This is a genomic window from Halorussus aquaticus, assembly GCF_024218795.1.
In the GTDB taxonomy this organism is placed as follows: Archaea; Halobacteriota; Halobacteria; order Halobacteriales; family Haladaptataceae; genus Halorussus; species Halorussus aquaticus.
In genome coordinates this window covers 1,199,065-1,225,570 of sequence record NZ_CP100400.1, presented here as the reverse complement: position 1 = coordinate 1,225,570, position 26,506 = coordinate 1,199,065, and the positions used below count along the sequence as shown (strand labels likewise).

The window sequence follows — 26,506 nt, the reverse complement described above, 5'->3', positions numbered from 1 at the left end:
CCGCTGTGCCAACGATACCAAGACCCCAATGTCAGTCATCGAGATAGATAATCTGTCCAAACGGTTCGACGACGTGACGGCAGTAGACGGTCTCTCGCTTACGGTCGAGGAGGGCGAGGTGTTCGGCTTCCTCGGCCCGAACGGCGCGGGCAAGTCCACGACCATCAACGCGATGCTCGACTTCACGAAACCGACGAGCGGCGAGATTCGGGTGTTCGGCCGCGACGCCCAGCGCGACTCCGTGGCGGTCCGCGAGCGGTCGGGGCTGTTGCTCGAAGGCTACGGAGCCTACCCGAACCTCACGGGCCGCGAACACGTCAAGCACGCCATCGACACGAAGGACGCCGGCGACGACCCCGACGCGCTCCTCGAACGCGTCGGACTCGCGGACGCCGCGGACCGGCGCGCCGGTGGCTACTCGAAGGGGATGCGCCAGCGGATGGCGCTCGCCGTCGCGCTGGTCGGCGACCCCGACCTGCTCGTCCTCGACGAACCCTCCACCGGACTCGACCCGAACGGCGCGCGGACCCTCCGAGAGGTCGTGACCGAGGAGGCCGAACGGGGCGCGACCGTCTTCTTCTCCAGCCACATCCTCGAACAGGTGGACGCCGTCGCCGACCGCATCGGTATCCTGCTCGACGGGTCGCTCGCGGCCTCTGGTGGTGTCGAGGAACTCCGGCGAGAACTCGGCGCGGGGACGACGCTCTCGGTGCGGGTGTCGGCCGTCCCCGACGCGCTGGTGGCCGACCTCCGGGAACTCGACGGCGTCCGCGAGGTCCGAGCGCGCCACGGTCGGATCGAAATCGACTGCGACGACGGCGGCGAGGCGAAACTCCGCGCGCTGAACGCGGTGGCCGACGCGGGCGTCTTCGAGGACTTCGAGGTCCGGGACGCCTCGCTCTCTGACGTGTTCTCGAAGTACACGGAGGGGACCGCGTGAGCCGAGCAGACGTGTTCCGGCGCGACCTGACGAGCGTCTACCGCTCGCGGACCGGCACCGCGGTGAGCGCCATCGTCGCGCTCACCACCGTGGTCGCAGTCGGCCTGTTCGCGCTGGCGTCCGACGTGGCCGCGCTCGCCGGGGTGGGCGGACTCCTCACCGTCGGGTCCATCGCCGCGCTCGTCTTCCTCGGCAACCCGAAGCAGATAGCGGGCGTCGTGGTCGCGTTCACCGTCCTCGCCGTCGCGGGGGCGCTCGCGCTCTCGGACCCCCGAACCGGAGTGCGGCCGGGGATGGAACTCGCCGTCCTCGCGGTCGGGTCCGGGCTGTCGTTCGTGCTCCCGCTGGTCTGTCTCGTCGGGAGCTACGCCGCGCTGGTCGGCGAGCGCGAGACGGGGAGCGTCCGCTTCCTGCTGGGCCTGCCGAACTCCCGCGACGAGGCGTACGTCGGCAAGTACCTCTCGCGGTCGGCGGTCGTGGTCGTCCCGCTGGTGGTCTGCCTCGCGCTGACGGGCGTCGTCGTCGCGTTCACCTTCGAGAGCGGTTCGCTGCTCGGGATGGTCGGTCTCACGCTCGTCTCGGTCCCGTACGCGCTGTTGTTCGTCGGCATCGGACTCACCGCGTCGGCGTACGCCGACAGCTCGAACCGAGCCGTCGCGGTCGTCATCGCCGTGTTCGCCGTCCTCCGGGCCGGGTGGCCCGCGTTCCAGTTCGTCCTCCTGCAGGGCGTCGAGGACCAGTTCCCGCTACCCGAGTGGTACTTCTGGGTCGGACGACTCAACCCAATCAACGCCTACGTGAAGCTCACGACGCTGTTCGCACCGGTCGGGGACGGCCATCCGCTCCTCTCGACACCGTTCGAGGGAGTCTCGACGGTGGCGACCGGCTACCCGTTCGCGGCGGTGGTCCTCCTCGTCTGGACGGTGCTCGCGCCGGTCGCAGGTATCCTCTACTACAGGAACCGCGACCTGCTCTGAGTGCGTTCCACGCAAGATAGCTGGCGGGTCCGCCGTCACAGGACGAACGGGCGCTCCTCGCGGGAAATCCTCAAGCGTCCGGCGCTCTAACTATCCTCCAACTAATGACTCGGACCCTCGAACTCCCGAACGGCGACACCGTCACGTCCGACGACGTGTTCCTCTACAACGGCTACCCCTACCGCGTCGTGTTCCCGGGCGGTGACGAGTCCGCGAACGAGGACGCCGAGTACGAGTTCTGGCTCTCGCCGCTCCACTGGGGCGGCGGCGAGATGGACATCCCGTTCCGGGAGCGCGAGGCGCTGGTCGAGCAGTGGGGTCCCGAGTCGCGGGGCACCCTGACCGAGAGCGAGTGGGAGGGATGGTTGCGCGAGGCCCGCGCCGACGACAGGTTCGGCGACGGCGAACTCGACGCGCTGGCCCGCGAACTCCCCACCTCCGACAGCGGTCTCGTGACGCGGCTCCGGCGGACGCTCGGGTTCTGAGTCGCCGACCGCCGACTACTCCGCGTCGAGGCGCTCCTGCGTCCGCGCCGCCACCGCCGAGCGGAACGCCGACGTATCGACAGACCGGTCGCCGTCGAAGAGGTCGGCGTACTCCTCGCGCGCGATGTCCCTGACGAGTCGGTCGAATACGGCGTCGAACGCGACCGGACGCCCGCGGGTTTCGAGTTCGCGGGCGACGCTCCGGATTCGCTCGTCGGTCGCGTACGCCGCGGCGAGTTCGTCGGCGGACGCCTCGGTCGGAACCGGGTCGTCCGCGGGTGACCCGTCGTCGCTCCCCCGAACGTCCGGGTGCGGAATCACCGCGCGCTGGCCGGTCTTGTTCCGGACCACGACGCCCGCGGCGGGACCGTCGTACCACGCCGAGTCGGGCACCTCGTAGCTCTCGGGGTCGAAGTCGGTCGCACGGACCTCCTTCTCGAAGGCGTTCACGGCGTCGAGACCGAGGCGGTCGTACGCCCGCTCGACCGCATCGGGCGGCAGGAAGCGCCCGCCGTCCGCGTCGTCGCCTTCCGTCCGACTGCCCGCCGAGTCTCGCTCGGCGGCGTCCCACGCGTCGAAACCCAGAAACGGAGGCGTCCGGTCCCAGTCGTAGTCGATGGCGCGGCGCACCGTCGCCACGCCGAAGAAGACGACAGAGGAGGGGTCCTCGCGCGCCGCCCGGAGCGCCTCCCGGTCGAACGCCTCGCGGACGTGCCGGACCGCGCGGCGGTATCCGAGCGGAATCTCGTCGGCGTCGTAGGTCCGACGCCGGTCGCCGAACTCGAGGAGACCGGACTCCCGGAGTCTGAAACGGAGGTGTACACCGTCCACCTGCTCCTGAATCCAGAGGTGGCCCGAGTCGAGGAGGTCCGAGGGGGCGTCTTCGGCGCGAGGAACGGCCGGGAACTGCTTCATGGGACGTGGGTTGTCGGCGGGCCGAGGTAAGCGTTTGGCAGCGAACGCCGCCGGAACCGAACCGTCGGCTGCCAGTGAGTGGAGACGAAGAAATCCGGCACGCGGTGAAACGCTACTCGTCGTCTTCCGGTTCGTCGTCCTCGGGCGCGCCCACCGGTTGAGCGTCCTCGGGCGGTTCGAACTCGAAGGTTCCCGACTCGAAGTCGGGGTTCACCGTCAGGTTCGAGAGCTGCGTCGTTCGTACCTTGTGTTCGAGGTAGACCGCGTCGTCCCCGTTATCGTCGCGGAGTCCGCCGGTGTCGTTGCGGGGGTCTCGGTACTCCGACATCGCCTGATTGAACCGCCGGACCGGCTTGTGGGCGACGTGCTTCAGCAGGATGCCGGTCTCGGTGTCGAACCAGTAGGTCTGCTCGGCGAAGTACGCCGTGGCGGTCGATTCGGGGCCGTTCGGGTGTTCCTTCGCCTCGAACGTGACGACGTACGCCTCGCGGCCGTTCACCGTCTCGGTGCCCTCGTAACTCGCGTGGTTCTCGCGCGTGAGGACTTCGGGGTCGCCCGCCCTGTCCACTTCGTCGAGCGTGTAGTGCTGCCCGAAGTGGTCCTCGCCCGACCGCTCGGTGTACCGATACCGCTCGCTGGTCACGTTGTAGGAGACGAACTGGTCGGCGTTCGCCACTTCGACTCGGCGTCGGTCGCCGTCGGAGAGCGAGACCCGGCGGTAGGACGACGGCGCGCTGTCGTTCCCGTATCTCACGGCGAGTCGCTCGCTGTGCTGGCGCGAGAGCGAACTCCCGTTCGTCAGGGAGATGTTCGTTCCGTAGGAGAGCGTCGCGCTGTAGCCCTCGACCGACCGCTGTTTCTCCTGCACGCGCTGGAGGATTTCGGCGGCCGAGGGAGTACCGGCCGAGTCGGCGGTCGAAGTCGCGTCGCTCGTCGGGACCGCGGAGTCGGGCGCGTCTGTCGTCGTCCCGGTCTCACCCGAGAGACCGCCCACGCACCCGGCCGCGACGAGCAAGAGCGCGAGAGCGGCGCTCGCCGCGACCAAGCGCGACCGGCGTTCAGTCATCACGACCACCTCGCTGGCGGTCGATTCGTTCGCGGCGTCGATACTCGCTGTTCCGTCTCGGAGGGGACCAACGGGGCATATTTCGACCGTACCTTCGATTACGTATTGACATTCGTGTTTGGAAAATGTGTTCGGACGGCGGGCCGTCTCGGCCGACTCAGGCGTACTGCTCCAGCACGCGCTCCAAGTCGTCACGAATCGTCGCCGCGTCCGGGTCTCGAATCGTCAGACTCGTCTTCGACTCGTCGGTCTCGGCCATCTCGCTCAGGAGACCGCCGCGGCGGTCTATCTCCACGAACAGCGTGAGTTCGTCGGCGTTCTCTCGTGCGACCAGTTCCACCTCGTCCAACTCGCCGCGGAAGGGACCCGACTGCGGCCGGAACTCGAACTCCTGTACGAACCGGTTGCCGGACCCGTATCGGTCGTAGGGGTCGGCCTCGCACTCGGCCGACCGGAACGAGAACCCGAGGTCCTCCATCGCGTCGAAGACCGCTTGCAGGCGCGGGGTCGGTTTCACTTCGAGGTGGTCCTTGTCCTCGGGGTCCACCGCCCAGTCGATGTCGAGTTCGGTCTCGACCCACACGTCCACGTTCCCGAGCGTCACGGGCGTTCCGTAGGGAACGTCGATGGAGACCGAGCGCGTCTCCTCGTGGTCCGGCGGGATGGTCAGATCGTCGGTCAGCGTGAACCGGTCGATGTCGGCGTCGTCGTAGCCTTCCTCGGTGGCGTACCGGGTCTCCAACTCGAACCGAATCGCGCCGACTTCCTGTTCGGCGGACCCGCCGCTGACGTTGACTTCCGCGTCGATGGTTTCGCCGGGCGTGACGGTCGCAGAGGGCAGGACGGTATCGACGCTGGCGTTGCCGATACCGACGCTCGCGAGAACTTTCTTCATGTCCACGTGACAGGTCACGCGCGAGTGCTGAGTATCTTTGGGTGTCTCTGCGTCCCCTCCCTCCCTCGGTGGCACACGTCTGGCCCTGCTTCCGGTCGCCGTCCGACCGTATTTTCACGTTGGAACTCCAACAGCAGAGCGTGACTGAGAGAACCTTCACTATCGACGGTGATTGGAACGCGATGTACCTCGACGGCGAGTGGGTCGCCGCGGCCGACGGCGAGACCATCGCGGTCGAGAACCCGGCGACCCGCGAGCGAGTGACCGAGGTTCCGGCCGCCACCGAAGACGACGTGGACCGGGCCTACGAGGCGGCCGCGGCCGCGCAAGCGTCGTGGAGCGAGCGGTCGGCCGAGGAGCGCGCGTCGGTAATCGAGGACGCCATCGACGTTCTGGACGACCGGCGCGACGACGTTCTGGAGGCGCTGGCCGTCGAGTCCGGGAGCGCCAACGCCAAGGCGTTCGCGGAGTGGCAGACCGCGCAGGGGATGTGCCACCACGCGACGACGCTGGCCGGACGGATGGAGACGGAAACGTCCGACTCGATGATTCCCGGCAAGCAGAACGAAATCGAGCGCGTCCCCGAGGGCGTGGTCGGGGTCATCTCGCCGTGGAACTTCCCGTTCAACCTCTCGATGCGGGCGGTCGCGCCCGCGCTCGCGACCGGCAACGCCGTGGTCCTCAAGCCCGCCTCCTCGACGCCCGTGACGGGGGGTCTCCTGCTCGCGCGCATCTTCGAGGAGGCCGGACTCCCCGACGGTCTCCTGAACGTCGTGACCGGCCGCGGGTCCGACGTCGGCGACCGGATGGCCTCCCACCCGGAACTCGACGTGATGGCGTTCACCGGTTCGACCGAGGTCGGCAGGCGGGTCGCCGCGCAGGCCGCGGAGAACCTCGCGCTCCCGGCGATGGAACTCGGCGGGAACAACCCCTACGTCGTCACCGCGGACGCCGACGTGGACGCCGCGGTCGATTCGGCGGTGTTCGGGTCGTTCCTGCATCAGGGCCAGATCTGCATCTCCATCAACCGCCACCTCGTCCACGAGGACCTGTACGACGAGTACGTCGAGCAACTGGCCGAGCGCGCCGGGAGTCTCCCCATCGGCGACCCGCGCGAGCGCGAGAACGTGGTCGGCCCGGTCATCGACGAGGACCAGCGCGACCAGATTCTGGCGTACGTCGAGGAGACGGTCGAGCAGGGCGCGACGCTCGAAACCGGCGGGGGTCACGAGGACCTCTACGTCGAACCGACGGTCCTCTCGGACGCCACCAACGACATGGCCGCGGCCTGCAACGAACACTTCGGCCCGGTCGCGCCGGTGATTCCGTTCGCCGACGAGGACGAGGCCGTCGAGATGGCGAACGACACCGAACACGGTCTCGCGGCCGCGATTCACGCGGGGGACCTCGACCGCGGACGCCAACTCGCGGACCGAATCGAGGCCGGGATGGTCCACGTCAACGACCAACCCGTCAACGAGGAGCCGTCGGTCCCGTTCGGCGGCATGAAGGCGTCGGGTATCGGCCGGTACGACGGCGACGCGATTCTCCACGAACTCACCCAGACGAAGTGGATTTCGACCCAGACCGAGAAGCGCAACTACCCGTTTTAGGGCCGAAGGTCTCCGAAGCGCCATCTGAAAGCGGTCTCATTACGCGGACCGCTTTTCGGTGAAACTGAAGAAGAGATAGACGAGGCTTCCGACTCCGGCGAGTAGCAGGACCGCGAAGAGTCCGGCAATCTCACCGCCGGTCGCAACGACCACCGTCCCGATTACTTGGACGAGAACAATCAGCGCGCCGACCCGCCGGACTGTCCGAGCCGCGTTCTCTCCATCGTCGCTCATACATCGGGGTTACGCGGCCTCGGCAAACGTGTTTTGATTCCAATGATTTTGCGAGTAGTCAGACTCGGTTCGTCTGGAAACCGGACGACCGAACGCGGACCGGGAAAACGGATGTTCAGATACAAATACCGCGCCCGAGACCACTCCCGTGATGACCTTCGACTCCGACCCGTTCACCGTCGCCGTCAAGGAGAGCGCGCGGGACGCCAACCGGGCGGTCCGGCGGTTCGCGCGCTCGGAGAGCGACCGCGTGGCGTTCGACTCCGAGGCCGACGCCCACCGCCGGGCCAGAGAACTCTCGGACGACGGCGACTCGCCGGTCAAGGTCCAGCGGGCGGCACCGCAGGACCCCGACGACGTGGACGGCTATCTGGTCGCGTGGCCCGAGCGCCGGACGCGGACCCCGGAGGGGTCGCCGACCGAGGGACTGACGTTCGACACCGAGGCCAACCAGTACGGCGCGCTGGGGGAGGCGCTCGTCTGCACGCCCGCGGTGAACCCGCCGCTGCTGACCCACTTCGCGCAGGTAGACGCCGACCTCGCCGAGAGCGAACTCGACGCCGAGGACCTCCGGGTCGAACTCGACACCGACCCCGACCCGGTGTCGGTCCGGTCGGACCGGCGGTGGGAACCCGACTGCCGCGCGGTCGTCCGGTCGGGACCCGACCGACCCGTCCTCACCGAGTACTGGTGCGAGGTCAAGGCCGGGGACGGGTCGTTCGAGCGGAGTCAACGCGAGGCCATGCGGGCGAAGGCCCGCGAGGCGACCGTCCTCAAGATTCGCGTGGAGTTGGACGACCTGCCCGACAGGTACACCGCGTGGGTCAGAAAGGTGAGTCCCGAAGGCGGCGACGCAGACGAGAGCGAACGCTATCGCGTCAACGCCAGTCTGGACCGTTTCTGAGGTTGGTCGCCCGCGTACTCACCGGTTCTCCTCGCCGAGTTCCACCTCGACCGCGACCTCGTTGCGGCGCATGAACGGCGGGGTCCACGGGTCGTCGTACTGGAAGACCACCGGACGCCCGCGGGGGTCGACCTCGCGGCCGTCGAGGGCGTCGCGCATCTCCCGGAGGTTCCGCTCGACGCGGTCGTCGGTCACGTACCACGAGAACTGCCGGACCGCGAGCGTTCGGGGCGGTTCGACCACGAGTCGGACTCTGGGGTCGGTCGGCGTCGGCGCGCTCCCGGGCGTGTACTCGGCCGGGAGGTAGAACGCCATGGTGACGCCGCCGTCCCGCCCGTCCGACCCGGCGGTCGTGCGGACCGGCGCGGTCATCGGCACGTTCTCGCCGCCGGTCAGCGCGGTGCGGACCGGGGCCGTCGTCGGCACGTCGGTCCCCGCCGCGTCGGTCGCCACGGGCGCGGTCATCGAGAGTTCCTCGTCGGCCGCGTTCTCGCCCGAGATGTACCTGAAGAGGCGACCGAAGGCGGTGGACTGGTCGTCGGCCGTCGTCTCCACGAGGACCGTCCGGGGGTATCGCCGGAGTTCCACGCCGTCGAACGTGTCGATGGTCTCTGCGGGCACGCGCTCGGTCGTGCGACCGACGTAGGCTCCCCATCCGACCCACGCGGCGAGGAGTCCGCCAGCGCCCGCCAGCAGCGCCTTGGTTCTGGTGCGCATACGTCGGGTACGACCGAGAGGGTGAAAAGTTCGCGCGACGAGTTCACGCCGACCGGAGCGAAATCTACGCGCCGCCGAGTCGCCCGTCGCCCTCCCCGTCCGACCCGGGGACGGACCCGAGACCCGTGGCACTTCGACGTATTTTTAGGTAGCGTCCTCTTTCTGACCCGTATGGCAGACTTTCAGGTCGTCGTCGCGGACCCCGACTCCGGGGCGACCTACCAACGCGACGTGGACGGACAGGACGCGAACCGATTCCTCGGCAAATCCATCGGCGAGGAAGTGGACGGCGGCGCAGTCGGTCTCGACGGCTACACGGTCGAGATTACCGGCGGCTCCGACGACGCGGGTCGCCCGATGCGCGGCGACGTCTCGGGTCCGAACCTCAAGGAAGTCCTCCTCGACGGCGGCGTCGGCTACGAACCCAAGCGCGACGGCGAGCGCAAGCGCGTGACCGTCCGCGGCGGGGAAGCCAGCGACGCGACGGCCCAACTCAACGTCAAGATCACCGAGCGCGGCGACGAGTCCGTCGAGGACCTCTTCGGCGAAGGCGACGACGAGGAAGACGACGAGTAGAGCGCGGTTCGACCGTAGCGGTTTTCTCTCTCACGCTCGAATTCTCGGTCAGCACTTGCTATGGCAGACCGCATCTCCAGCGACCACTCCTCGCTGACGACAGTCCGCGCGACGCTCGTCCGAAGCGGCGGCCTCGACCGCCCGAAAGTCGAGATTCCCGCGGACCACGCCGACGACCGGTTTCCGGACGGCGAACTCGTCCGCGTCGTCGCCGACGACACCGAGTACCGCGCCCGCATCGAATCGCCGCTGACCGACGACGGCCGCGAGATTCGCGGCCTCTACGAGTCGCCGACCCTCGCGCGCAACCCCGAAGACGGCGAGAACCACCTCTCGACGTGGGCCGAGGGGACCGGCGTCGAGTTCGGCCAGTCGGTCCTCGTGGACGTCATCGAACCCGGATTCAAGTACGGCCTGCGCGAACCCGGCGAACGGACCTTCTACGAGGCCACGGAGTCGCCCGAAGAGAGTCTGAGCGACATCGCAGAGCAACTGGACGGGTGAGCGGGGGGAAACCGCGACCGACGGGAGACGCGCGCCGGATTTCTCGCGGAAGTCTGATTCTCGTGCGTACTCCGTCCTGAAAGGCCGTCCCGGAGCTTCGTCCCGACACCGAGTACCAAGACTTTTAGCCCGTAACGTCCCGTGTCAAACCATGAGCGACGACGCCGAGGACCACGACGAGTTGGCGGACGACGGGTCGGTTTCCGAGGACCTGACCGACGAGGAACTCGAAGCACTCGCCGAGGAGGACCCGGCCGCGGCGTTCGAGCAGACGGGCGACGTTCCCGGCACGCACCTCCGCGCGGCGGAGTTCTGGGACGACATCCTCGCGGACATGGAGGCGACGGCTGGCGAGTACGAGAACGACGGGTGGGACACCCTGCAACTCCACCCCGGCGACGTGACCGCGCTCGTGCCCGACGAGGACGACGAGCGGTTCGGTATCGACGTGCTGGTCCCGGACGACGAGTTCGGGGAACTCGAAACGCTGCTCGAAGCCGAGGTTACCTTCGACGCCTACGAGGTGTTCCGAGCGACGGGAGACGGACTCGTGTTGTTCGTGGTCGCCATGGAGGACTCCGACGCGGAGACGGCCGTCCTCTACCCGGCCTACTACGACGCCCAGAACGCACAGGGGATGCTCGCGGCCGCCCAGACCGCCGGAGAGATGCGGACCTACGTTCGGACGCTGACGAACGAGCAAATCGAGTTCACCCACGACGAACCCGGGAACTTCGGACCGCCGACGGGCGAGGAAGGCGACGCCGTCGAACAGTGACGCTCCGGTAGCGACCCCCGTTCAGTTTTCCGTAGTCGAAGTCTCCGATAGCTGTTCCGCTCGCCGACGAATCGTCTCGTCGTCGAGTGCGTCGAGCAGTGCGTCGTCGTCGAGATGCTCGGCGAGTCGTCGCTGGCCGCGCTCTCGACGGGTCGCTATCTCGTCGGCGTCGAGGTACGTCTCGAGCGAGCGGTCGATGACCTCCTCGCGGACGCGTTCCACCGTGGCCTCGTCGCGGTCGAGGTCGTCGGGGACTCGGTGGGCGTCGAACCACTCCACCCATCGGTCGCGGTCGTCCCACTCGTCGTCGAGTTCGGCGGCGCGACGCCGCCAGTCGTACGGTTCCAGCGCCTCGTCCCAGTATCCTCGCTCTCGGCGGACGTCCCTGATGACGTTCTGGCCGACCGCCGCCCCGTGACCGGCGGCGACGACGGCTTGGTCGGTGCGGTCCGCGAGTACCCCGGCGACGTAGAGATTCGGGACGGGCGTCCGCCCGTCGTCGTCCGGGTAGTCGCAGGCGAATCGGTCGCGCCCCTCGCCGTGGTGTTCGTCTCGTTCGAACAGCGCCGCGTCGTCGTCCAGACCCCGGAGGTACTCGCCGTCGTACTTGGTCGCGGCGATAACCCGACGCGCCGTCACCTCGCGTCCCTCCGCCGTTTCGACGCGAAAGCCTTCGGAGTCAGAATCGACGCGACCGACGGTCGTCACGCGTTCGGAGACGAGGGTGCAACCGACCTCCCGGACGTGGTCGTGCATCAGCGCGTACAGCGTCTCGACGTCGATACCCGCGGGGAACCGAGGTAGTTCTCCAGATGCGCGCAACTGGCGATGGACGACCGGCCGCGGTCGAAGAGGACCGTGTCGAGACCGTACCGTGCCGTGAAGACGCCCGCGGAGCAACCCGTCGGGCCGCCCCCGACGATGGCCACGTCGTACTCGAAATCCGCGTCTGAGCCTCCAGAATCTGTCATACGATGTAGCTGGGCCGAATAGCTACTTAGATATTTTGGTCGGCCTAAAAAACGGCGCGGCTGCGCTCCGTGGTCTCGACGCGGCGGCCGCTTCGCTAGCAGGTTCGTCGGTAGCGGTTCCGAGTGCGGACGAACGGGACCATCGCTCGGCGGGAGAATCCCGTCGAGAGAGCGTCGCCGAGCGTAGTAACCCCCCTCGTTCCCGGTTCGGCGACGGCGCGCTCAGTCGTCGGCCTGTGCGCTCGCGTCGGCGTCGTCTTTGGCTTCCATCTCGTGGCCGCAGTTCGGGCACGCCAGTTCGTCGTGACGGAGCTCCTCGCTGGCCGACCGGACCTCGCGCATCACGTCGGAGATGCGGTCTTCGGCCTCCAACTCCTCCTCGACCGAGAGGTCCACGCCCTCGACTTCGAGCAGGAACTTGGCGACTTCGGTCACTTCGTACATCATGTCGTCGAGTTCCTCGGCCGTGAAGAACCCCGACATCGCGCCGTAGAGGAACGTGGCACCGGCCTGCCGCACCTTGTCCTCGAACGAGGACCGGGCCTGATTGACCGCCTGCGGGGTGTAGGTGTCGGTCATGAACGGGACGAGTTCCGGCAGGTTCTCGCCGATTTTGGTCATCTCGACGCCGGTCTCGGTCCGGAAGTCGGCGCAGAGGCGGGCGATGGCCCACTCGCGGGCAGTGATGTACGTCCGCTCGCGCAGGAACTCGTTGACCCGGTCGTACTGCGCGCCGTCCATCTTCTGGAACCTCGCGTACTTCTGGACGTCGGCGGGGACGTCCGCGGACGGCGTTTCGGCGGGTTCGTCGCGCTCCTGCTCGGGCCGAGTGGTCTCGGGTCCGTCAGTCTCCGCGCCGGTGTCGGGTTCGTCGCGCTCCTGTTCGGTGTCGTCGGTCTCAGTGTCGGCGGTCGCAGCGTCGGCCGGTTCGGTCTCCGAGTCGGTCGCGGAGGAATCGTCGTCGGGTCGTCGGACCTCGCTGTCGGTTTCCGGGGTGCGAGGCGTTTCACCGCGGGCGTCCTGGTTGTCGTTTTCGGTCGGACGCGGTTGGTCGTCTGCCATGAATCGGGGTTACGAGTGGAGGTGGAAAAGCGTGTCGTCTGGCGGTGGTTCACACACTGTAGCGCCCACACAACTGTTTTGACGCCGGGGCCGGTTGGGGGAGGTATGAACGTCTTACTCGGCATCGGCGGCAGCGAAGACTCCCTCCGCGCCCTCGACGAGACCATAGAGCGCGCGAAGGCCACGGGCGACGACCTGACGGTAGTCATCCTCGAAAATCCCGAGAGCGACCGCGATACCGAGGCCATCGAATCGGCGGTGTTCGACGCGCTCGAATCCGCCGAGTTCACCGCCGGGGTCCGGCACCTCTCGGGCGACCCCGGAAGCCAGCTCGTGGACCTCGCCGAACGCGAAGGGTTCGACCAGATCGTCCTCGGCGGCGGCCAGCGCAGTCCGATGGGGAAGATACAGTTGGGCCACATCTCGGAGTTCGTCCTGCTGAACTCCCCGGTCAGCGTCAAACTGGTACGATGACTCGCGAGGACCGCGAGTACCCCGACGAGGAGGCCGACTCCTTCCGGGAGCCGCCGGTGTCGTTCACCGACAAGGAGGACCGCGAGATAGAGATCCGACCGTACGAGGACGGGGACTTCGAGGCCCTCGTGGAGATGTACACCGACTTCGACCCCGCGGACCGCGCGCAGGGCATCCCGCCAGCCACGGAGTCGCAGGTCCGCGACTGGTTCGAGAACCTGCTGGAGGGCCTGAACGTCGTCGCGTGGCACGACGACCGAGCGGTCGGCCACGCCACGCTAGTCCCCGACGAAGACTCCTACGAACTCGCCATCTTCGTGCATCAGGAGTACCAGCGCGCGGGCACCGGGTCGAGACTCATCCGGGCGCTGTTGGGTCACGGACAGGCCAACGGCGTGGAGCAGGTCTGGCTGACGGTCGAACGCTGGAACCACGCCGCCGTCAACCTCTACGAGTCGGTCGGATTCGAGACCCACGGCACCGAGAGCTTCGAGTTGGAGATGGTGCTGCGGTTGTGAGACGACCTTTCGCTCGCACTGTTCGTTCCGGTCCTCTGGCTCCGCTCTCACGTTCGTCCGCTCGCGGTAGAACGGCCTAAACAGACAGTACGGGCTGGCTCGCGTACAACAGGACGTACTCGGCGGCCTTCTCCAGCACTTCCCCGGGTTCGCCGCTGAGGGGTTCGCGGGGGATGACGAGGAAGTCCGCGTCGATGTCCTCGGCGGCGTCGAGGACCGCGCTTCCGGGGTGCTGGGTCTTTCTGACGGTCGAGAACCCGTACGCGTTCGAAGTGGAGACGCTCACGTCGGAGTCCGCCGCGAGGTCCCGCACGCGGTCCAGAAACGTCTCGGTCTCCGAGACGACGTCCTCCTCGGCGACCGCTCCGCTCTCGATGCTCCGGACGAGTTCCTCGCCGAGGACGTACATCGCGTGGACCGAAGCGCCGTACTTTTCGGCGACGGCGACGGCGTACTCGACGGCGTCGGCCGACTCGTCGCTCCCGTCGACTGGGACGAGGACGCTATCGACTTCGAGCGGCGGTTCGGTCATGTGCGTACGTGTGAGGCCGCCCGGCAAAAATCCTCGCTTCGCAATCCGCCCGGAACTGCCCCGGCTTGCCCGGAACTGACACCGTTCCGACGAGTCGAAGGCCCGGCGAACGGGTCCGAAACCGTCGAAGCGTAGCACCGAACCGCCGTCGGCGGCGCGCGTTCCGGGCGGGCGGTTCGGCGCTTCGATTCCGCGATTCCAAACGTTCAAACCCGAAGACGACCAACCCCGGGCCAGTGACGTCCAGCGATTCGTGGCGCGACGTGTTCGGTCACCCGGACCCCTACGACGAGCAGGTGGACGGCATCGAGACGGCCATCGACACCGCCGGGGAGGGCGGGTTCACGGTCGTGGAAGGTGCCTGCGGAACTGGCAAGACCATGCTGGCGCTGACCGCGGGCATCCACCTCGTCCGCGACCCGGACAGCGACTACGAGCGGGTGGTCGTCCTCACCAGCGTCAAACAGCAACTCCGGCAGTTCGAGACGGACCTCCGGACCATCAACTCGAACCTGCCGGACGACTGGGACCCCGTGACCGGACTGACCCTCGTCGGGAAGGCCGACGTCTGCCCCTACAACCGAGAGAACGCGGGCGGCATCGACGACGGCAACGTCTACGAGCGGTGCGAGTCGCTCCGGGAGGACACCCGCGCGATAACCGGGGAGGGCGGTTCGACCACCGCGGAGAACCTCGTCTCGCGCGCCCGGAGCCAGCAGACCGGACTGGCCGACTCCGGCGCGCAGGGCCGGGCCGCGGCGTCGTACCTCGAAACGGCGGGGGAACCGACGCCCTACCCGCCGGAGATGCCCGAGTACGACGGCGTGGAGTACTGCCCCTTCTACGCCCAGTTCCTCGAAGACGTGCCTGAGGACGGCGACCCCGTGGAGGCGGTCCCCTTCGACTTCGACGGGATGGGACACATCGACACCGAGGAGTTGGTCTCGCTCTCGGTCCAGCACGGCACCTGCCCTCACTCGATGATGGGCGCGATACTGGGCCACGCCGAGGTCGTCGTCGGCAACTACTACCACGCCTTCGACCCCGTGACGACCGGCGGGTTCACGGGGGCGCTGCTGGACGACTCCACGTTCGTCGTCTGCGACGAGGCCCACATGCTGGAACCCCGCGTCCGGGACCTCGTGAGCGACGCGGTGGGCGACAAGACGCTGCGAGACGCCGAGTCGGAACTCACGCGAGTCATCCAGCCCGTCAAGTTCGACGGCGACAAGGAGACCCACACGACCGCCGACGCAGACCTCGTCCGGGGCGAACTCGAAGACAGCGACGTGTCGCTGTCGGACATCGAGGCGACCCGCGACTTCGTCCGGGACCTCCGCGAGGAATTGGATCGCCGGGTCACGGCCCACCTCGAACGCGAGCATCGGGGCTGGAAGTCGAACCTCCACGACCTGCCCGACGACGAGATTCCCCTGCGCGACCCCACGGAACCCCAACCCGACGAGATTTCCGAGTGGGCCGAGTCGGCGGGCCACCACGACGGCGTCTGGGTCAAGGCCGAGGCCGTGGGCGCAGTGGTCGCGCGCATCCTGAACGAGGCCGAGGACGAGGAGAAAGAGCGCGCCGCCCCCGCCGCGGGCAGGGTCCTCGGCGAGTGGTACCGCAACGACCACGAGCGCTACTTCCGGGAGATAGAACTCGAACGCACGTGGAACGAGAAGGAACCCGACACCTCGTGGCGGCGCGCGTACAACGCCAGCCTCGCCATGCAGAACTGCGTGCCCAGCGACGCCATCGGCGAGCAGCTCGCGGAGTTCGGCGGCGGCGTCCTGATGAGCGCGACCCTCGAACCCATCGACGTGTTCGAGGAGGTGACCGGCCTGAACCACATGGCGAGCGAGGAAGGCCGCCCGGTCGTCGAGCGGACGTACGGCCTCAACTTCCCCGAGGAGAACCGCGAGAGCTTCGCGGTGGACGCCCCGAAGTTCACCTACGACAACCGGGGCGCGCCGGGCGAGGAGACACAGGCCCGGCGGATGTACGCCGACGCGCTCCGCGAGGTGGCGACCGAGACGCCGGGCAACGTCCTCGTCGGGATGCCCAACTACGCCGAGGCCGAGTGGGCCGCCGAGACCCTCCGGGAGAACCCGCGCGTCGAGAAGGCGGTCCTGCTGGACGCGAGTACCGACGACGACGTGACCGAGGACCTCAAGGCCGAGTTCTTCGGCGGCGACGGCAAGGTACTGGTGACGAGTCTCCGGGGGACGCTCACCGAGGGCGTCGACTACGAGGGCGACAAACTCCACGCCGCGGTGGTCTGTGGCGTCCCCATCATCAACACCGCCAGCCCACGGACCAAGGCGGTCCGCACGGCCTACGACCGCGCGTTCGGCGACGGCTTCGAGTACGCGCTCACGGTCCCCGCCGTCAGGAAGGCCCGGCAGGCGCTCGGCCGGGTGATTCGCGGCCCGGAGGAGGTCGGCGTCCGCGTCCTCGTGGACTCGCGCTACGCCCGCGACTCGTGGGACAGCGTCCGGAAGTACTTCCCCGAGACCGAGCGCGAGGAGTTCCAACCCGTGAGTCCCGACATGCTGTCGCTCGGACTGGAGCGGTTCTGGCGCGGGCGGGAGTAGGGAGTCCGACCGCTTCTCGCGTACTCGCAGTCGGCCGCCTCGTCCAGTTTCACTTTCACCGCGCCCATGGCTCGCTTTTAACCCCACGAGACGACAATTCGTAACTCAGTCGTCCCGTTCAGACGGGAGGGACTCGACCATGAAGCCACGCGCCACCCCGACCGACGACACCCCCGACCGAATCGAGGCGTACGAGCGTACCAACAGCGACGGGAACCCGGAACTCGTCCTGTACAACCCCGACGAGAGCCACGAGTGGATAAACGCCCCACCGGCGAGTACCGTCGAACTGGAGGACTGGCGATGAGCGCGGAACGCGACACGCGCGACGGCGTCGGAGACGCCGAGGGGTACTACGTCGTCAGTCCGTCGCCGACCACGAAGAAGCGCCACCGGCCCGACGAGACCGGCGACGAACCCGCGTGTCGCGCGTTCCTCCACCGGGACGACGCCGAGTGGCGGAAACTCACGCCGCGCCAGACGGTCTTCTACGACGACTGCACGAACTGCTTCCCCCGCGACAGTGATTCCGCCGAAAGCTAACCCCGTTCGTACTCCGGTCAGTCCTCGACGAGTTCGTCTACCTGTCGGTTGATGTCGGACACTTGGTCGGTCTGGTCGTCGAGTTGGGCGGCGATGCTGTCGGTGCGGTCGGCGATGTCCTCGGCGTTGCCGGTGGTCTGGTCGACCATGGCGGCTATCTCCTCGGTACTCGCTGCCTGCTGGTCGGTGGCGGACGCGACTTCCTCGATACCTTGGTCCACTTCGCGGACCGAGACGGCGATTTCGTCGAGGCTCCCGACGGCCGACTCGACGGTCTCGATTCCCTCGTCGATGCGCGAGTTGCTCTCTTCGAGACTCTCGACCGCGTTCTCGGTGTTGGACTGAATCTCGTCGACCTTCGTCTCGATTTCGTCGGCCTGCTCCTGTGACTCCTCCGCGAGGTCCTTGATCTCGTCCGCCACGACCGCGAAGCCGTCGCCGCCGTCGCTGGCGCGAGCGGCCTCGATGTTGGCGTTGAGCGCGAGCAGGTTGGTCTGCTCGGCGATGTCGTTGATGACGTCGATGATGGCGTCTATCTCCCGGACGCTCTCGCGGATGGTCTGGACGTCCTGCGTCACGCTCTCGGCGGCCTCCTGTATCTCGGCCATCGTCTCGCCCGCCTCGGCGGCGGCCTCCTGTCCCTGTTCGGCCTGTCGGTTGGCCTCCTTACTGGCGCTCGCGACCTCCTCGGAGGAGGACGCTATCTCCTCGACTGCGGCGCTCAGGTCGGAGACTTCCTCCGAGACCTGTGACATCCCTTGGGACTGCTCCCGAGCGAGTGCGGTAATCTCGTGGGTGCGTTCGGCGATGCTCTCCGAGGAATCCTGCAGTTCCGCGAGTGAGGTCTGTATCTCGCTGGCCGCTTCCCGGTCGTAGTCGGCGTCGGCCTGGACGTTCTGCTCTATCTCTTCGACCTCCGTCTCTAACGACACGTCCTCGTCGAGGTCCTGTGCGCGTGCCGCGTCGTCTCCGAGCGCTTCGTCGGGGTTGGTCACGCTCTCCGCTTAAGGGGCATTATTAGTAAACGTAGTTGAACCTGATAAAACTCGTTAGAAGTTTACGACGGTTCGGAGGTGCTATCGGAAGCCCCGTCGATAACCTCGCGTTCCTGCCTACTTCCTGAAACGACGTGTGCGTCCTCGGGGTCGAACCCGACCAGCAGGCGTTCGGCTTCGGGTCGCTCGGCCATCCGGAGGGTCACGTCCCGGCCCCGCCAGTCCAGATGCACGCGGAACGACTCGCCGAGGAACTCGACGGTCTCCACGTTCGCCTCGAAGGCGTTTCGATTGGCGTCGCGGACCAGATGCTCCGGGCGGACGCAGAAGACGACCTCGCGCCCGTCCGGGGCGTCGAGGCCGAGGTGGAAGGAGGCCCCGCCGACGCGGACCGCTCCGTCGTCGGTCTCGCCCGCGAAGACGTTGTTCTCGCCGAGGAACTCGGCGACGAACCGGGTGTCCGGGCGGCGGTACACGTCCTCGGGCCGACCGACCTGCTCGACGCGGCCGTCGTTCATCACCGCGACCCTGTCGCTCACCGCGAGGGCCTCCTCCTGATCGTGGGTGACGTAGACGGTCGTAATCCCCAACTCCGACTGGATGGCCTTGACCTGCGTCCGGAGGGTCTGGCGGAGTCTGGCGTCGAGCGCGCTCATCGGTTCGTCGAGCAGGAGGACGTCCGGGCCGGGCGCGAGCGCCCGCGCCAGCGCGACGCGCTGGCGCTGTCCGCCCGAGAGTTCGCCCGGGGCGCGGTCCTCGAACCCCGGCAGGTCCACCAGTTCGAGCAGGTCGGCCACGCGGGCCGCCTTCGACTGCCCGCCGGGTGGCTCCCGGAATCGCAGGCCGTAGCCGACGTTCTCGCCCACGGTCATGTGCGAGAACAGCGCGTAGTTCTGGAAGACGATGCCCACGTCGCGGTCCTCCGGGGGAACGCCGGTCATCTCCCGCCCGCCGAATCGGACCTCGCCCTCGTCGGGCGACTCGAACCCGGCGATGGCTCTGAGCGTGGTCGTCTTCCCGCACCCCGAGGGACCGACGAGCGTGAAGAACTCGCCGTCGTCCACGTCGAGGCTCACGTCCCGCAGGGCGGTCACGCCGTCGAACGACTTCGAGATGCCGTCCAATCGCAGGTCAGTCACGGCTCCCACCTCCGGCGGCGTTCGTGGCTTGCGCCGCCTCGCTTCGGGAGACCTTCGACGGTCGTACCGACCGTCTCACGCCTCCCACGACTCCGGAGGCCTTCGGCGCTCGGGGAGCGTCTCACGCCTCCCACCTCCCACCGAGTCGGTCCACGACGACGAAACTGAGGCTGGTGACGACGAGCAGGACCGTCCCCATCGCGGTGGCCGGACCGAGAGTACGGTTGCCGATGTAGCGCTCGACGGCGACTGGCATCGTGTAGCTACTGCTCCCGGTGGCCAAAATCACCGTCGAATCGAACTCGCCGATGCTGATTGCGAAGGCGAAGGCGGCCCCGGCCGCGACGCCGGACGCCACGAGTGGCAGTTCCACGTCGAGCAACGCCCGGACGCGGGTCGCGCCGAGCGCCCGCGCCGACTCCACGACCGAGCGGTCCACGCCCGCCAGCAGGGGCGAGACGTTCCGGACCACGAAGGGGTAGGCCGCGACGGCGTGGGCCGCGACGATGGCGACCGGACCGGTGACCTGCAGGCGGTGGCCGAACAGTTCGACGCCGAAGACGAGACCCCGGAGCATCCCGAGACCGACGACGACGCCGCTGACCGCGAGCGGGGCCATCGCCGCGGCGTCCGCGAGTCTGCCGCGCTCGCCGCCCCGCGAGGTGAGGACCGAGACGGTGACGCCCATCGGGAGCGCGACCAGCAGGGCGGCGACGCCGAACAGGAGGGAGTTGCGGACCGCGACGCCGGGTTTGGTCTGGAACGACGCCCCCTCGACCTGTCGCTGGACGAGGAACTGGTAGTACTGGAGGGTGATACCGTTCGGACCGGTCAGGCTCTCGGTCACCATGGTCGCTATCGGGCCGACGAACACCACGGCGACCACGAGCGCGTAGGCGACGACGCCCGCGCGTTCGAGCGCGGCGAGCGCCGAGGGCGACTCGGGGAGGAGTCGCTTGCGGGGCGGCGGGTTCGCGGCCCGGCCGCCGCCCGACTGGCGCGCCTCGTACCGGAGGTAGGCGTAGGTCAGCGCCAGCGAGACGACGGTCTCTGCCACCGCGAGCGTCGCGGCCTCTGCGTACTCCAACTCCTGCACCAGCGAGTAGACCCACACCTCGACCGTAGCGAGTCGGAACCCGCCGAGCGCCAGCACGATGGGGAACGACATGAACGTGAAGACGAACGTCAGGAGCGCGCCCGTCAGCACCGCGGGCAGGAGTTGTGGGGCCAGCACGTCCCGGAACGCGCGCCACGGGTTCGCGCCGAGCGACCGAGCGGTCTCGACCATCCGGGCGTCCACGCTCTCCCACGCCGCCGTCGTGACGCGGGCGACCAGCGGCGCGTTGTAGAAGGCGTGGGCGACCACGATGGCTTCGAGCGTGAACAGCAGGTTCACGCGGCCGACCCCGAGCGCCGCGAGCAGGTCGTTCAGCGGGCCGTTCGTGCCGAAGAAGGCGACGAAGCCGATGGCGACCATGATGGAGGGCATCACGAACGGGAGGATGGTCAGCGACCGGAGCGTCCGCCTGCCGGGGAACTCGTAGCGCGAGAGGACGTAGGCACCGGGCAGGCCGAGCAGGACGCTCGCTATCGTCGAGAGGAGCGCCTGATACGCGGTGAACCCGAACAGGCCGAGGGGCGTGTCGGCGGCGACCGCCGCCACGTCGCCGAACTCCCCGGCGAAAACCGGCGCGAGCGCGCCGAAGTAGAACGGGTCGGTCAGCACGTCGGCGACCACGTCCGGGGTCCACTCGCCGCCGACCCGGACCGCGTCGGCGAACACCGTGAGGACCGGATAGTAGAAGACGACCGCGAGGACGAGCGCAGTCGCGACTCCGAGGAGACCGATGGCGTGACGTTCGAACCACCGGGCCGATGCGGCCCGGCGCGGCGTCCCGCGAGGGTCGGCGGAGCGGGGCGTTCCGGAGCGGTCGGCGCGTTCGGCGGCGTCGCCACTCCCGTCCGCGAGCGCCTCACGACTTCCGTCTGCAGTCGCGTCCACGCCGACATCGTCTTCGGACGCGTCCCCGCCGACCCCGTCTCCGGGTCCGCCGCCTCGGGTCACGCGCCGCTTACGACCCGCCCGCTATCTGGCGCGCCCACTGGTCCACCCACTCGTCCACGTTCCCCTGCAGTTCCTCGTAGGTGAACGTGACGGGGTTCTCGGGTACCTTGGCGTACTTCTCGAACTCGTCGCTGAGCGGTGCCCAGTCGGTCGCGGGGAACTGGACGTTGAGTTGGGCTATCTTCTTCTGGGCCCGCTTCGAGAGCAGGAAGTCCATGAACGCCTCGGCGAGGTCCGGGTTGTCGGTGTCCGCGAACTTCGCCATCCCCTCGGGGTTGGCGTACCCCTGGTCGTTCAGGAAGCCGACCTGATGCTTCGACAGGTCCTTGTCTTGACGGTTCGCGTACACTTGGTCGGTCGAGTACGAGACCACCATCGGGGCCTCGCCGTTCTCGTAGGCGGTGTAGGCGTCGCTCCACGACCCCAGAATCGTGACGCCGTTGTCGTCGAGTTTCTTCCAGTAGTCGAGGTACTGGTCCTCCCCGACGGTGTTGACCGTCCACAGCAGGAACGCCCGGCCCGTGGCGGCGGTCTTGGCGTTCTGGACGATGAGGTCACCCCGATAGCGGTCCTTCAGCAGGTCCTGAAAGGTCTCGGGGGGTTTCTGTATCTCGTTGCCGTCGTAGACGAGGCTGATGTACCCCGTGTCGTAGGGAATCGCCCTGTTCTGCGGGTCGAACTTGAGACCCTCCTTCACGTGGCCGTAGTGCGAGAGGCCGTCGGCCACGGGGTCGAACAGGCGCTTCTGGCCGAGTTTCTCGTCGATGCGGATGAGGTGGTCCACGTTGAGGCCGACGTACACGTCGGTGCCGATATCGACGCCCTGCGAGGCGCGCTGGATGTAGTAGTTGAGTTCGTTCTCGGGCGTCTCCCACTCGACGGTCACGTCGGGGTGGCGCTCCTCGAAGGTGTTCTTGAGCCACGCGCCCGGCGAGGAACTCGGCGCGTCCACGAACGAACTGTAGGTCGCCACCTTCAGCGTCCCGCTCAACTCGTTCTGCGTCGTGGTCTCGGTGGTCGTCTCCTCGGTCGTCGTCTGCGTCTCCGTCTCCGTAGTGGTCGTCGCCTGTTCGCTCTCGCCGCCACCCACACACCCGGCGAGACCGACAAGCGTCGTCGCCGCGCCGCTCTTGAGCACCGTTCGTCGTTTCATTACCCGGTGGTTACAGCCGGTGATACTTAATTGGCGTCATCCGTGCCGAGGGCGCGCTGTCGATAGCCGAAAGACTTTGACACGCGGGTTCGACGTGCGGAGTATGTCCGCTCGGCGACAATGGGTGTTAGCAGGCGTCCTCGTGCTGCTAGGCCTGCTCTCCGCCGCAGTGCTGTTCGACGTTCTCGGCACCGTCTTCTTCGCCGTCACGGTGGCGTACGTCCTCGTACCGCTTCACCAGCGCTTCGTCGAGCGCGGGATGCCGTCGTGGTGGGCCAGCGCCGCCTCGACCGCCGTCGCGTTCGTCGGCGTCCTCCTGTTCTTCGCGTCGTTCGGCTTTCTGGTCTACCGGCGACGGGACGACCTGCTCCGGTTCCTGCTCGGACTCCCCGAGAGTTTCACCGTCGAACTACTCGGGGCGGCGTACACCATCGACGCCGGGGTCCTGACGGAACTCGCCCGCACGTACCTCGGGGCCGGAGTGATAGCACTGGCGCGACTCGCTCCGGTGCTGGCCCTCAAGGGGACGCTGTTCGCGCTGTTGGTGTTCGCACTGCTGGTGCGACGTCGGGAGGCGCGCCGTGCCCTGCTCGCGCCGATTCCGCACGCCTACAGGGACGTCGTGGCCGCGCTACACGAGCGCACCCGGGAGACGCTCTCGGCCATCTACGTACTGCAGGCCGCGACGGCCGTGGGCACCTTCCTCGTCGCGCTTCCGGTCTTCTACGTGCTGGGCTACGAGTTCGTCTTCACGCTCGCGCTGGTAGCGGGGTTCCTCCAGTTCCTGCCCATCGTCGGCCCGTCGTTTCTGGTCGTCCTGCTGGCGGTCTACCGCGTGACTGCCAACGACGTGGTGGGGGCGGTGCTGGTCCTCGTCCTCGGTGGGGTCGTCGTCGGATGGCTCCCGGACGCGGTCATCCGGACGCGTCTGGCGCGCCAGACGGCCAACCTCCCGGGGAGCCTCTACTTCATCGGGTTCACCGGCGGTCTGCTCAGCGTCGGTCCGATCGGGTTCATCGCGGGACCGCTGGTGGTCGCGCTCCTCGCGGAGGCCACCGAGTTGCTCGCCGCCGAGGTCAACGGGCACGGCCACGCGCGGACCGAGTAGCACGCGCCGAGGCATCGACGCAACGCCTCGTAGAGAGATTCTTTTAAGCGTACAGCGCTCTACTACGGGACATGGGAACGTCAGGGCCGCCGCCGCAGCACACGCTCGACGAGACGCGGACCGTGTTCACGCAGGGAGACACGCCCGGGCGACCGCTGACCACGGCGGAGGTCGCTGACGTGTTGGACTGCACGGAGGCCACGGCCCTCGACAAACTCGAAGAACTGGCCGACCGCGGAGAACTCGAAACCAGAGCGGTGGGGAGGGACGAACGAATCTGGTGGCGACCGACCGCGAAATCGTCCGCCGTTCGGTCGAGCAGCGAGTCCAAACTCGAACGGGCGCAGTTTCGGGAACTCGTCGAGTCGGTCACCGACTACGCCATCTTCGTCCTCGACCCCGACGGTCGCGTTCAGACGTGGAACGAGGGCGCGGAACAACTGAAGGGGTACGAAGAGGACGAAATCATCGGGCAACACTTCTCGACGTTCTACACCGAGAACGACCGCGAGGCGGGCGTCCCCGACCGGAACCTCGAAGCGGCGAAGGAGAACGGGCGCACCGAGGACGAGGGGTGGCGTCTCCGGAAGGACGGGGGGACGTTCTGGGCCAACGTCACCATCACGTCGATTCGGGACGACGACGGCGACCTCCGCGGATTCGTCAAAGTCACTCGCGACATGACCGAGCGACACGAGTACGAACAGCGACTCCGCGAGCAGAAAGAGCGGTTCGAGACGCTCGTGCGCGAGGTGAAAGACTACGCCATCTTCCTGCTCGACTCCGACGGAATCGTCCAGACGTGGAACGAGGGCGCGAGGGAGTTGAAAGGGTACGAGGAGGACGAAATCGTCGGGCAACACTTCTCGACGTTCTACACCGAGGACGACCGCGAGGACGGTCGCCCCGAGAGGAATCTCGCGGCCGCGGTCGAAGACGGCCGTATCGAGGACGAAGGCGAGCGCGTCCGCAAGGACGGGAAGACGTTCTGGGCCAACGTCACCATCACCGCCCTCCACGACGACGACGGGAACCTCCGCGGGTTCGCGAAGGTCACCCGCGACATGACCGAGCGCCACGAGTACGAACAGCGACTCCGCCAGCAGCGCGACGAGTTGGACGAACTCGACCAGATAAACGCGGTCATCCGGGACATCGACCAAGCGCTGGTCACGGCCACCTCGCGCGAGGAGATAGAACAGGAGGTGTGCGACCGACTGGCCGCGTCGGACACGTATTCGGCCGCGTGGACCGCCGAATACGCGGAGGACCACGAGGAGATAACGCCCAGAACGTGGGCGGGGGTCACCGACGAGTACCTCGACGCGATTCGGACCGCGGACGCCGGGACCGCCGAGGATACCGAGCGCGGCGTCGGGGCGACGGCGCTCCGGACGAAGTCGGTCCAACCGGTCCAGCGGTTGCAGAACGACCTCGCGGGCGAACCGTGGCGAGACGCCTCGCTCGGGGAGGGGTACGGGTCGGCGGTGACGGTCCCGCTCCAGTACGAGGAGGTCGAGTACGGCATCCTGACGGTGTACGCGGACAGCGAGTCGGCCTTCGACGAACGCGAAGTCGCCGTGATGAGCGAACTGGGCGAGACCATCAGCCACGCTATCGCCGCGATTCGGCGCAAGGAGCGCGAGCAGACGCTCACCGCACTGCAGGAATCGACTCGCGAGTTGCTCCAGACGGAGACGCCGACCGAGATCGGCGACATCATCGTCGAGACCCTCACGGGCGACATCGCGCTGGCCGACGCGGTGGTGTACTCCTTCGACGCCGACGAGGACGTCCTCGAACCGACGAGTTCGTCGTTCGAGGCCGAGTCAGAACTCGAACAGTCGGTATCGCTCACCGACGGGACGGACTCGCCCGTCCGGACGAGTTTCAGAGACGGCGAGACGCGCTTCGCCGACGCTGGCGTCCCGGCGGGACGGACGGGCGCGCGCCGGAGGATGATAGTTCCGCTCGGTGACTACGGCGTCCTCACCGTCGCCGCGACGGAGCAGGAGACGTTCGACGACGACATGCAGAGCCTCGTGGAACTGGTCGCGGCGACGGCGGAGGCCGCGCTCAAGCGAACTGACCGCGAACGCCGCCTGCAGGAGCAGAACGACCGCCTCGATAGCTTCGCCAGCATGCTCGCGCACGAACTCCGCAACCCCGTCACTATCGGCCAGATTTACGGCCAGCAGTTGCGGACCGGGACCGACTCCGAGGCGGTCGAGTACGTCACGGAGGCGTTCGACCGCATCGAGGACATGATAGACGTGCTGTTGGTGTTAGCGCGGGGCCGCGAAGTGGTGGACGAGGACAGCGTGGTCCGACTCGCGGACGTGGCGCGAGAGGCGTGGGACGAGGTAGACGACCACGACGCGACGCTCGACGTCGCACTCGGCGGCACGATACGGGCCGACGAGACGTACGTCCGACACATGTTCCAGAACCTCTTCGAGAATGCGGTAGAGCACGGCGGAAGGGGCGTCACGATTACGGTCGGCGAACTCCCGTCGGGGTTCTACGTGGCAGACGACGGGCGCGGTATCCCGGCCGACGAACGCGACGCCGTGTTCGAAGTCGGCTACACGACCGCCGCCGAGGAGGGAGGGACGGGACTGGGACTGGCGTTCGTGCGAGAGTTAGCCGACGTGTACGGGTGGGAGTGCGCGGTGACCGAGAGCGAAGACGGCGGCGCGCGGTTCGAGTTCACGAACGTCACAGCGGGCGAGTCGAGTCGCTGACCGG

The 26,506-nt window shown here is 67.8% G+C and carries 26 protein-coding genes and 1 pseudogene; 15 read left to right on the top strand and 12 right to left on the bottom strand.

Going from position 1 to position 26,506, the window contains the following annotated elements; translation table 11 throughout:
• Positions 1-28 precede the first annotated feature (28 nt).
• The 3 genes from NGM06_RS06365 to NGM06_RS06355 all read left to right on the top strand — a co-directional run bounded on the left by NGM06_RS06365 (position 29) and on the right by NGM06_RS06355 (position 2,402).
• Complete coding sequence (locus NGM06_RS06365) at positions 29-940, top strand: ABC transporter ATP-binding protein (RefSeq protein WP_254269473.1); 912 nt, start codon at positions 29-31, stop codon at positions 938-940.
• Positions 937-1,917 carry an ABC transporter permease subunit gene (locus NGM06_RS06360; protein WP_254269472.1) on the top strand — a complete coding sequence of 327 codons (981 nt, stop codon included), beginning with the start codon at positions 937-939 and terminating at the stop codon, positions 1,915-1,917. Before NGM06_RS06365 ends, NGM06_RS06360 begins: the two co-directional genes overlap by 4 nt.
• Positions 1,918-2,021: 104 nt before the next feature.
• On the top strand, positions 2,022-2,402 hold the full coding sequence (locus tag NGM06_RS06355; RefSeq protein WP_254269471.1) for a hypothetical protein: 381 nt from the start codon (positions 2,022-2,024) through the stop codon (positions 2,400-2,402).
• 15 nt (positions 2,403-2,417) lie between these two features.
• Here NGM06_RS06355 and NGM06_RS06350 read toward each other — a convergent pair whose 3' ends face one another.
• The 3 genes from NGM06_RS06350 to NGM06_RS06340 all read right to left on the bottom strand — a co-directional run bounded on the left by NGM06_RS06350 (position 2,418) and on the right by NGM06_RS06340 (position 5,278).
• Positions 2,418-3,317 carry an RNA ligase family protein gene (locus NGM06_RS06350; protein WP_254269470.1) on the bottom strand — a complete coding sequence of 300 codons (900 nt, stop codon included), beginning with the start codon at positions 3,315-3,317 and terminating at the stop codon, positions 2,418-2,420.
• Positions 3,318-3,429: 112 nt separating this feature from the next.
• Positions 3,430-4,383 carry a LolA family protein gene (locus tag NGM06_RS06345; RefSeq protein ID WP_254269469.1) on the bottom strand — a complete coding sequence of 318 codons (954 nt, stop codon included), beginning with the start codon at positions 4,381-4,383 and terminating at the stop codon, positions 3,430-3,432.
• Positions 4,384-4,540: 157 nt separating this feature from the next.
• Positions 4,541-5,278 (bottom strand): sporulation protein, encoded by a 738-nt coding sequence (locus NGM06_RS06340; protein WP_254269468.1) that lies wholly within the window; start codon positions 5,276-5,278, stop codon positions 4,541-4,543.
• Between the two features lie 140 nt (positions 5,279-5,418).
• Between NGM06_RS06340 and NGM06_RS06335 the strand changes: the two genes are divergently transcribed.
• Positions 5,419-6,891, top strand: coding sequence for an aldehyde dehydrogenase family protein (locus tag NGM06_RS06335; protein WP_254269467.1), 1,473 nt, complete (start codon positions 5,419-5,421; stop codon positions 6,889-6,891).
• A gap of 39 nt (positions 6,892-6,930) precedes the next feature.
• On the opposite strand, the gene NGM06_RS06330 is transcribed toward NGM06_RS06335, so the two are convergent.
• The gene (locus NGM06_RS06330) at positions 6,931-7,125 is read right to left on the bottom strand and encodes a hypothetical protein (RefSeq protein WP_254269466.1); all 195 of its coding nucleotides are present in this window, start codon (positions 7,123-7,125) and stop codon (positions 6,931-6,933) included.
• Positions 7,126-7,276: 151 nt separating this feature from the next.
• Here NGM06_RS06330 and NGM06_RS06325 point away from each other — a divergent pair, with 151 nt between their 5' ends.
• Entirely contained in the window at positions 7,277-8,029 is a 753-nt protein-coding gene (locus NGM06_RS06325; protein WP_254269465.1) for a DUF8081 domain-containing protein, read from the top strand.
• A gap of 18 nt (positions 8,030-8,047) precedes the next feature.
• Here NGM06_RS06325 and NGM06_RS06320 read toward each other — a convergent pair whose 3' ends face one another.
• Positions 8,048-8,746, bottom strand: coding sequence for an SOUL family heme-binding protein (locus NGM06_RS06320; RefSeq protein WP_254269464.1), 699 nt, complete (start codon positions 8,744-8,746; stop codon positions 8,048-8,050).
• A 171-nt stretch (positions 8,747-8,917) separates the two neighbouring features.
• Between NGM06_RS06320 and NGM06_RS06315 the strand changes: the two genes are divergently transcribed.
• From NGM06_RS06315 to NGM06_RS06305, 3 genes are all read left to right on the top strand, one after another.
• Complete coding sequence (locus NGM06_RS06315; protein WP_254269463.1) at positions 8,918-9,322, top strand: 30S ribosomal protein S6e; 405 nt, start codon at positions 8,918-8,920, stop codon at positions 9,320-9,322.
• A gap of 60 nt (positions 9,323-9,382) precedes the next feature.
• Complete coding sequence (locus NGM06_RS06310; RefSeq protein ID WP_254269462.1) at positions 9,383-9,826, top strand: DUF7112 family protein; 444 nt, start codon at positions 9,383-9,385, stop codon at positions 9,824-9,826.
• Positions 9,827-9,977: 151 nt separating this feature from the next.
• Positions 9,978-10,604 carry a DUF7529 family protein gene (locus NGM06_RS06305; protein ID WP_254269461.1) on the top strand — a complete coding sequence of 209 codons (627 nt, stop codon included), beginning with the start codon at positions 9,978-9,980 and terminating at the stop codon, positions 10,602-10,604.
• A gap of 21 nt (positions 10,605-10,625) precedes the next feature.
• Here the strand turns inward: NGM06_RS06305 and NGM06_RS06300 are convergent.
• Positions 10,626-11,575 (bottom strand): annotated as a pseudogene (locus tag NGM06_RS06300) (NAD(P)/FAD-dependent oxidoreductase).
• A gap of 222 nt (positions 11,576-11,797) precedes the next feature.
• Entirely contained in the window at positions 11,798-12,637 is an 840-nt protein-coding gene (locus NGM06_RS06295; RefSeq protein ID WP_254269460.1) for a DUF5806 family protein, read from the bottom strand.
• Between the two features lie 105 nt (positions 12,638-12,742).
• Between NGM06_RS06295 and NGM06_RS06290 the strand changes: the two genes are divergently transcribed.
• Entirely contained in the window at positions 12,743-13,111 is a 369-nt protein-coding gene (locus NGM06_RS06290) for a universal stress protein (RefSeq protein WP_254269459.1), read from the top strand.
• On the top strand, positions 13,108-13,629 hold the full coding sequence (locus tag NGM06_RS06285; RefSeq protein ID WP_254269458.1) for a GNAT family N-acetyltransferase: 522 nt from the start codon (positions 13,108-13,110) through the stop codon (positions 13,627-13,629). Before NGM06_RS06290 ends, NGM06_RS06285 begins: the two co-directional genes overlap by 4 nt.
• A gap of 76 nt (positions 13,630-13,705) precedes the next feature.
• On the opposite strand, the gene NGM06_RS06280 is transcribed toward NGM06_RS06285, so the two are convergent.
• On the bottom strand, positions 13,706-14,161 hold the full coding sequence (locus tag NGM06_RS06280; RefSeq protein WP_254269457.1) for a universal stress protein: 456 nt from the start codon (positions 14,159-14,161) through the stop codon (positions 13,706-13,708).
• A 236-nt stretch (positions 14,162-14,397) separates the two neighbouring features.
• On the opposite strand from NGM06_RS06280, the gene NGM06_RS06275 reads away from it, so the two are divergent.
• The 3 genes from NGM06_RS06275 to NGM06_RS06265 all read left to right on the top strand — a co-directional run bounded on the left by NGM06_RS06275 (position 14,398) and on the right by NGM06_RS06265 (position 17,298).
• Positions 14,398-16,755 (top strand): ATP-dependent DNA helicase, encoded by a 2,358-nt coding sequence (locus NGM06_RS06275; protein ID WP_254269456.1) that lies wholly within the window; start codon positions 14,398-14,400, stop codon positions 16,753-16,755.
• Positions 16,756-16,894: 139 nt separating this feature from the next.
• On the top strand, positions 16,895-17,062 hold the full coding sequence (locus NGM06_RS06270) for a hypothetical protein (RefSeq protein ID WP_254269455.1): 168 nt from the start codon (positions 16,895-16,897) through the stop codon (positions 17,060-17,062).
• A complete protein-coding gene (locus NGM06_RS06265) occupies positions 17,059-17,298 on the top strand; it encodes a hypothetical protein (protein ID WP_254269454.1) in 240 nt (79 codons plus the stop codon). The genes NGM06_RS06270 and NGM06_RS06265 overlap by 4 nt, the downstream gene beginning before the upstream one ends.
• A gap of 17 nt (positions 17,299-17,315) precedes the next feature.
• Here NGM06_RS06265 and NGM06_RS06260 read toward each other — a convergent pair whose 3' ends face one another.
• The 4 genes from NGM06_RS06260 to NGM06_RS06245 form a co-directional block, all read right to left on the bottom strand.
• The gene (locus NGM06_RS06260) at positions 17,316-18,293 is read right to left on the bottom strand and encodes a methyl-accepting chemotaxis protein (RefSeq protein ID WP_254269453.1); all 978 of its coding nucleotides are present in this window, start codon (positions 18,291-18,293) and stop codon (positions 17,316-17,318) included.
• 62 nt (positions 18,294-18,355) lie between these two features.
• Positions 18,356-19,432 carry an ABC transporter ATP-binding protein gene (locus NGM06_RS06255; RefSeq protein ID WP_254269452.1) on the bottom strand — a complete coding sequence of 359 codons (1,077 nt, stop codon included), beginning with the start codon at positions 19,430-19,432 and terminating at the stop codon, positions 18,356-18,358.
• Between the two features lie 121 nt (positions 19,433-19,553).
• Positions 19,554-21,434: an ABC transporter permease gene (locus tag NGM06_RS06250; protein WP_379793584.1), complete on the bottom strand. Its 1,881-nt coding sequence runs from the start codon at positions 21,432-21,434 to the stop codon at positions 19,554-19,556.
• Between the two features lie 70 nt (positions 21,435-21,504).
• On the bottom strand, positions 21,505-22,650 hold the full coding sequence (locus tag NGM06_RS06245; RefSeq protein WP_254269451.1) for a thiamine ABC transporter substrate-binding protein: 1,146 nt from the start codon (positions 22,648-22,650) through the stop codon (positions 21,505-21,507).
• Between the two features lie 103 nt (positions 22,651-22,753).
• Here NGM06_RS06245 and NGM06_RS06240 point away from each other — a divergent pair, with 103 nt between their 5' ends.
• Entirely contained in the window at positions 22,754-23,758 is a 1,005-nt protein-coding gene (locus NGM06_RS06240) for an AI-2E family transporter (protein ID WP_254269450.1), read from the top strand.
• A 71-nt stretch (positions 23,759-23,829) separates the two neighbouring features.
• Positions 23,830-26,502 carry a PAS domain S-box protein gene (locus NGM06_RS06235; protein WP_254269449.1) on the top strand — a complete coding sequence of 891 codons (2,673 nt, stop codon included), beginning with the start codon at positions 23,830-23,832 and terminating at the stop codon, positions 26,500-26,502.
• Positions 26,503-26,506 lie beyond the last annotated feature (4 nt).

Bases quoted from the DNA above. Each gene is read 5' to 3' on its own strand.
- NGM06_RS06365 (WP_254269473.1), top strand. From the start codon at position 29: ATGTCAGTCATCGAGATAGATAATCTGTCCAAACGGTTCGACGACGTG.
- NGM06_RS06355 (WP_254269471.1), top strand. From the start codon at position 2,022: ATGACTCGGACCCTCGAACTCCCGAACGGCGACACCGTCACGTCCGAC.
- NGM06_RS06350 (WP_254269470.1), bottom strand. From the start codon at position 3,317: ATGAAGCAGTTCCCGGCCGTTCCTCGCGCCGAAGACGCCCCCTCGGAC.
- NGM06_RS06345 (WP_254269469.1), bottom strand. From the start codon at position 4,383: ATGACTGAACGCCGGTCGCGCTTGGTCGCGGCGAGCGCCGCTCTCGCG.
- NGM06_RS06340 (WP_254269468.1), bottom strand. From the start codon at position 5,278: ATGAAGAAAGTTCTCGCGAGCGTCGGTATCGGCAACGCCAGCGTCGAT.
- NGM06_RS06330 (WP_254269466.1), bottom strand. From the start codon at position 7,125: ATGAGCGACGATGGAGAGAACGCGGCTCGGACAGTCCGGCGGGTCGGC.
- NGM06_RS06325 (WP_254269465.1), top strand. From the start codon at position 7,277: ATGACCTTCGACTCCGACCCGTTCACCGTCGCCGTCAAGGAGAGCGCG.
- NGM06_RS06320 (WP_254269464.1), bottom strand. From the start codon at position 8,746: ATGCGCACCAGAACCAAGGCGCTGCTGGCGGGCGCTGGCGGACTCCTC.
- NGM06_RS06315 (WP_254269463.1), top strand. From the start codon at position 8,918: ATGGCAGACTTTCAGGTCGTCGTCGCGGACCCCGACTCCGGGGCGACC.
- NGM06_RS06310 (WP_254269462.1), top strand. From the start codon at position 9,383: ATGGCAGACCGCATCTCCAGCGACCACTCCTCGCTGACGACAGTCCGC.
- NGM06_RS06305 (WP_254269461.1), top strand. From the start codon at position 9,978: ATGAGCGACGACGCCGAGGACCACGACGAGTTGGCGGACGACGGGTCG.
- NGM06_RS06295 (WP_254269460.1), bottom strand. From the start codon at position 12,637: ATGGCAGACGACCAACCGCGTCCGACCGAAAACGACAACCAGGACGCC.
- NGM06_RS06290 (WP_254269459.1), top strand. From the start codon at position 12,743: ATGAACGTCTTACTCGGCATCGGCGGCAGCGAAGACTCCCTCCGCGCC.
- NGM06_RS06285 (WP_254269458.1), top strand. From the start codon at position 13,108: ATGACTCGCGAGGACCGCGAGTACCCCGACGAGGAGGCCGACTCCTTC.
- NGM06_RS06280 (WP_254269457.1), bottom strand. From the start codon at position 14,161: ATGACCGAACCGCCGCTCGAAGTCGATAGCGTCCTCGTCCCAGTCGAC.
- NGM06_RS06270 (WP_254269455.1), top strand. From the start codon at position 16,895: ATGAAGCCACGCGCCACCCCGACCGACGACACCCCCGACCGAATCGAG.
- NGM06_RS06265 (WP_254269454.1), top strand. From the start codon at position 17,059: ATGAGCGCGGAACGCGACACGCGCGACGGCGTCGGAGACGCCGAGGGG.
- NGM06_RS06245 (WP_254269451.1), bottom strand. From the start codon at position 22,650: ATGAAACGACGAACGGTGCTCAAGAGCGGCGCGGCGACGACGCTTGTC.
- NGM06_RS06240 (WP_254269450.1), top strand. From the start codon at position 22,754: ATGTCCGCTCGGCGACAATGGGTGTTAGCAGGCGTCCTCGTGCTGCTA.
- NGM06_RS06235 (WP_254269449.1), top strand. From the start codon at position 23,830: ATGGGAACGTCAGGGCCGCCGCCGCAGCACACGCTCGACGAGACGCGG.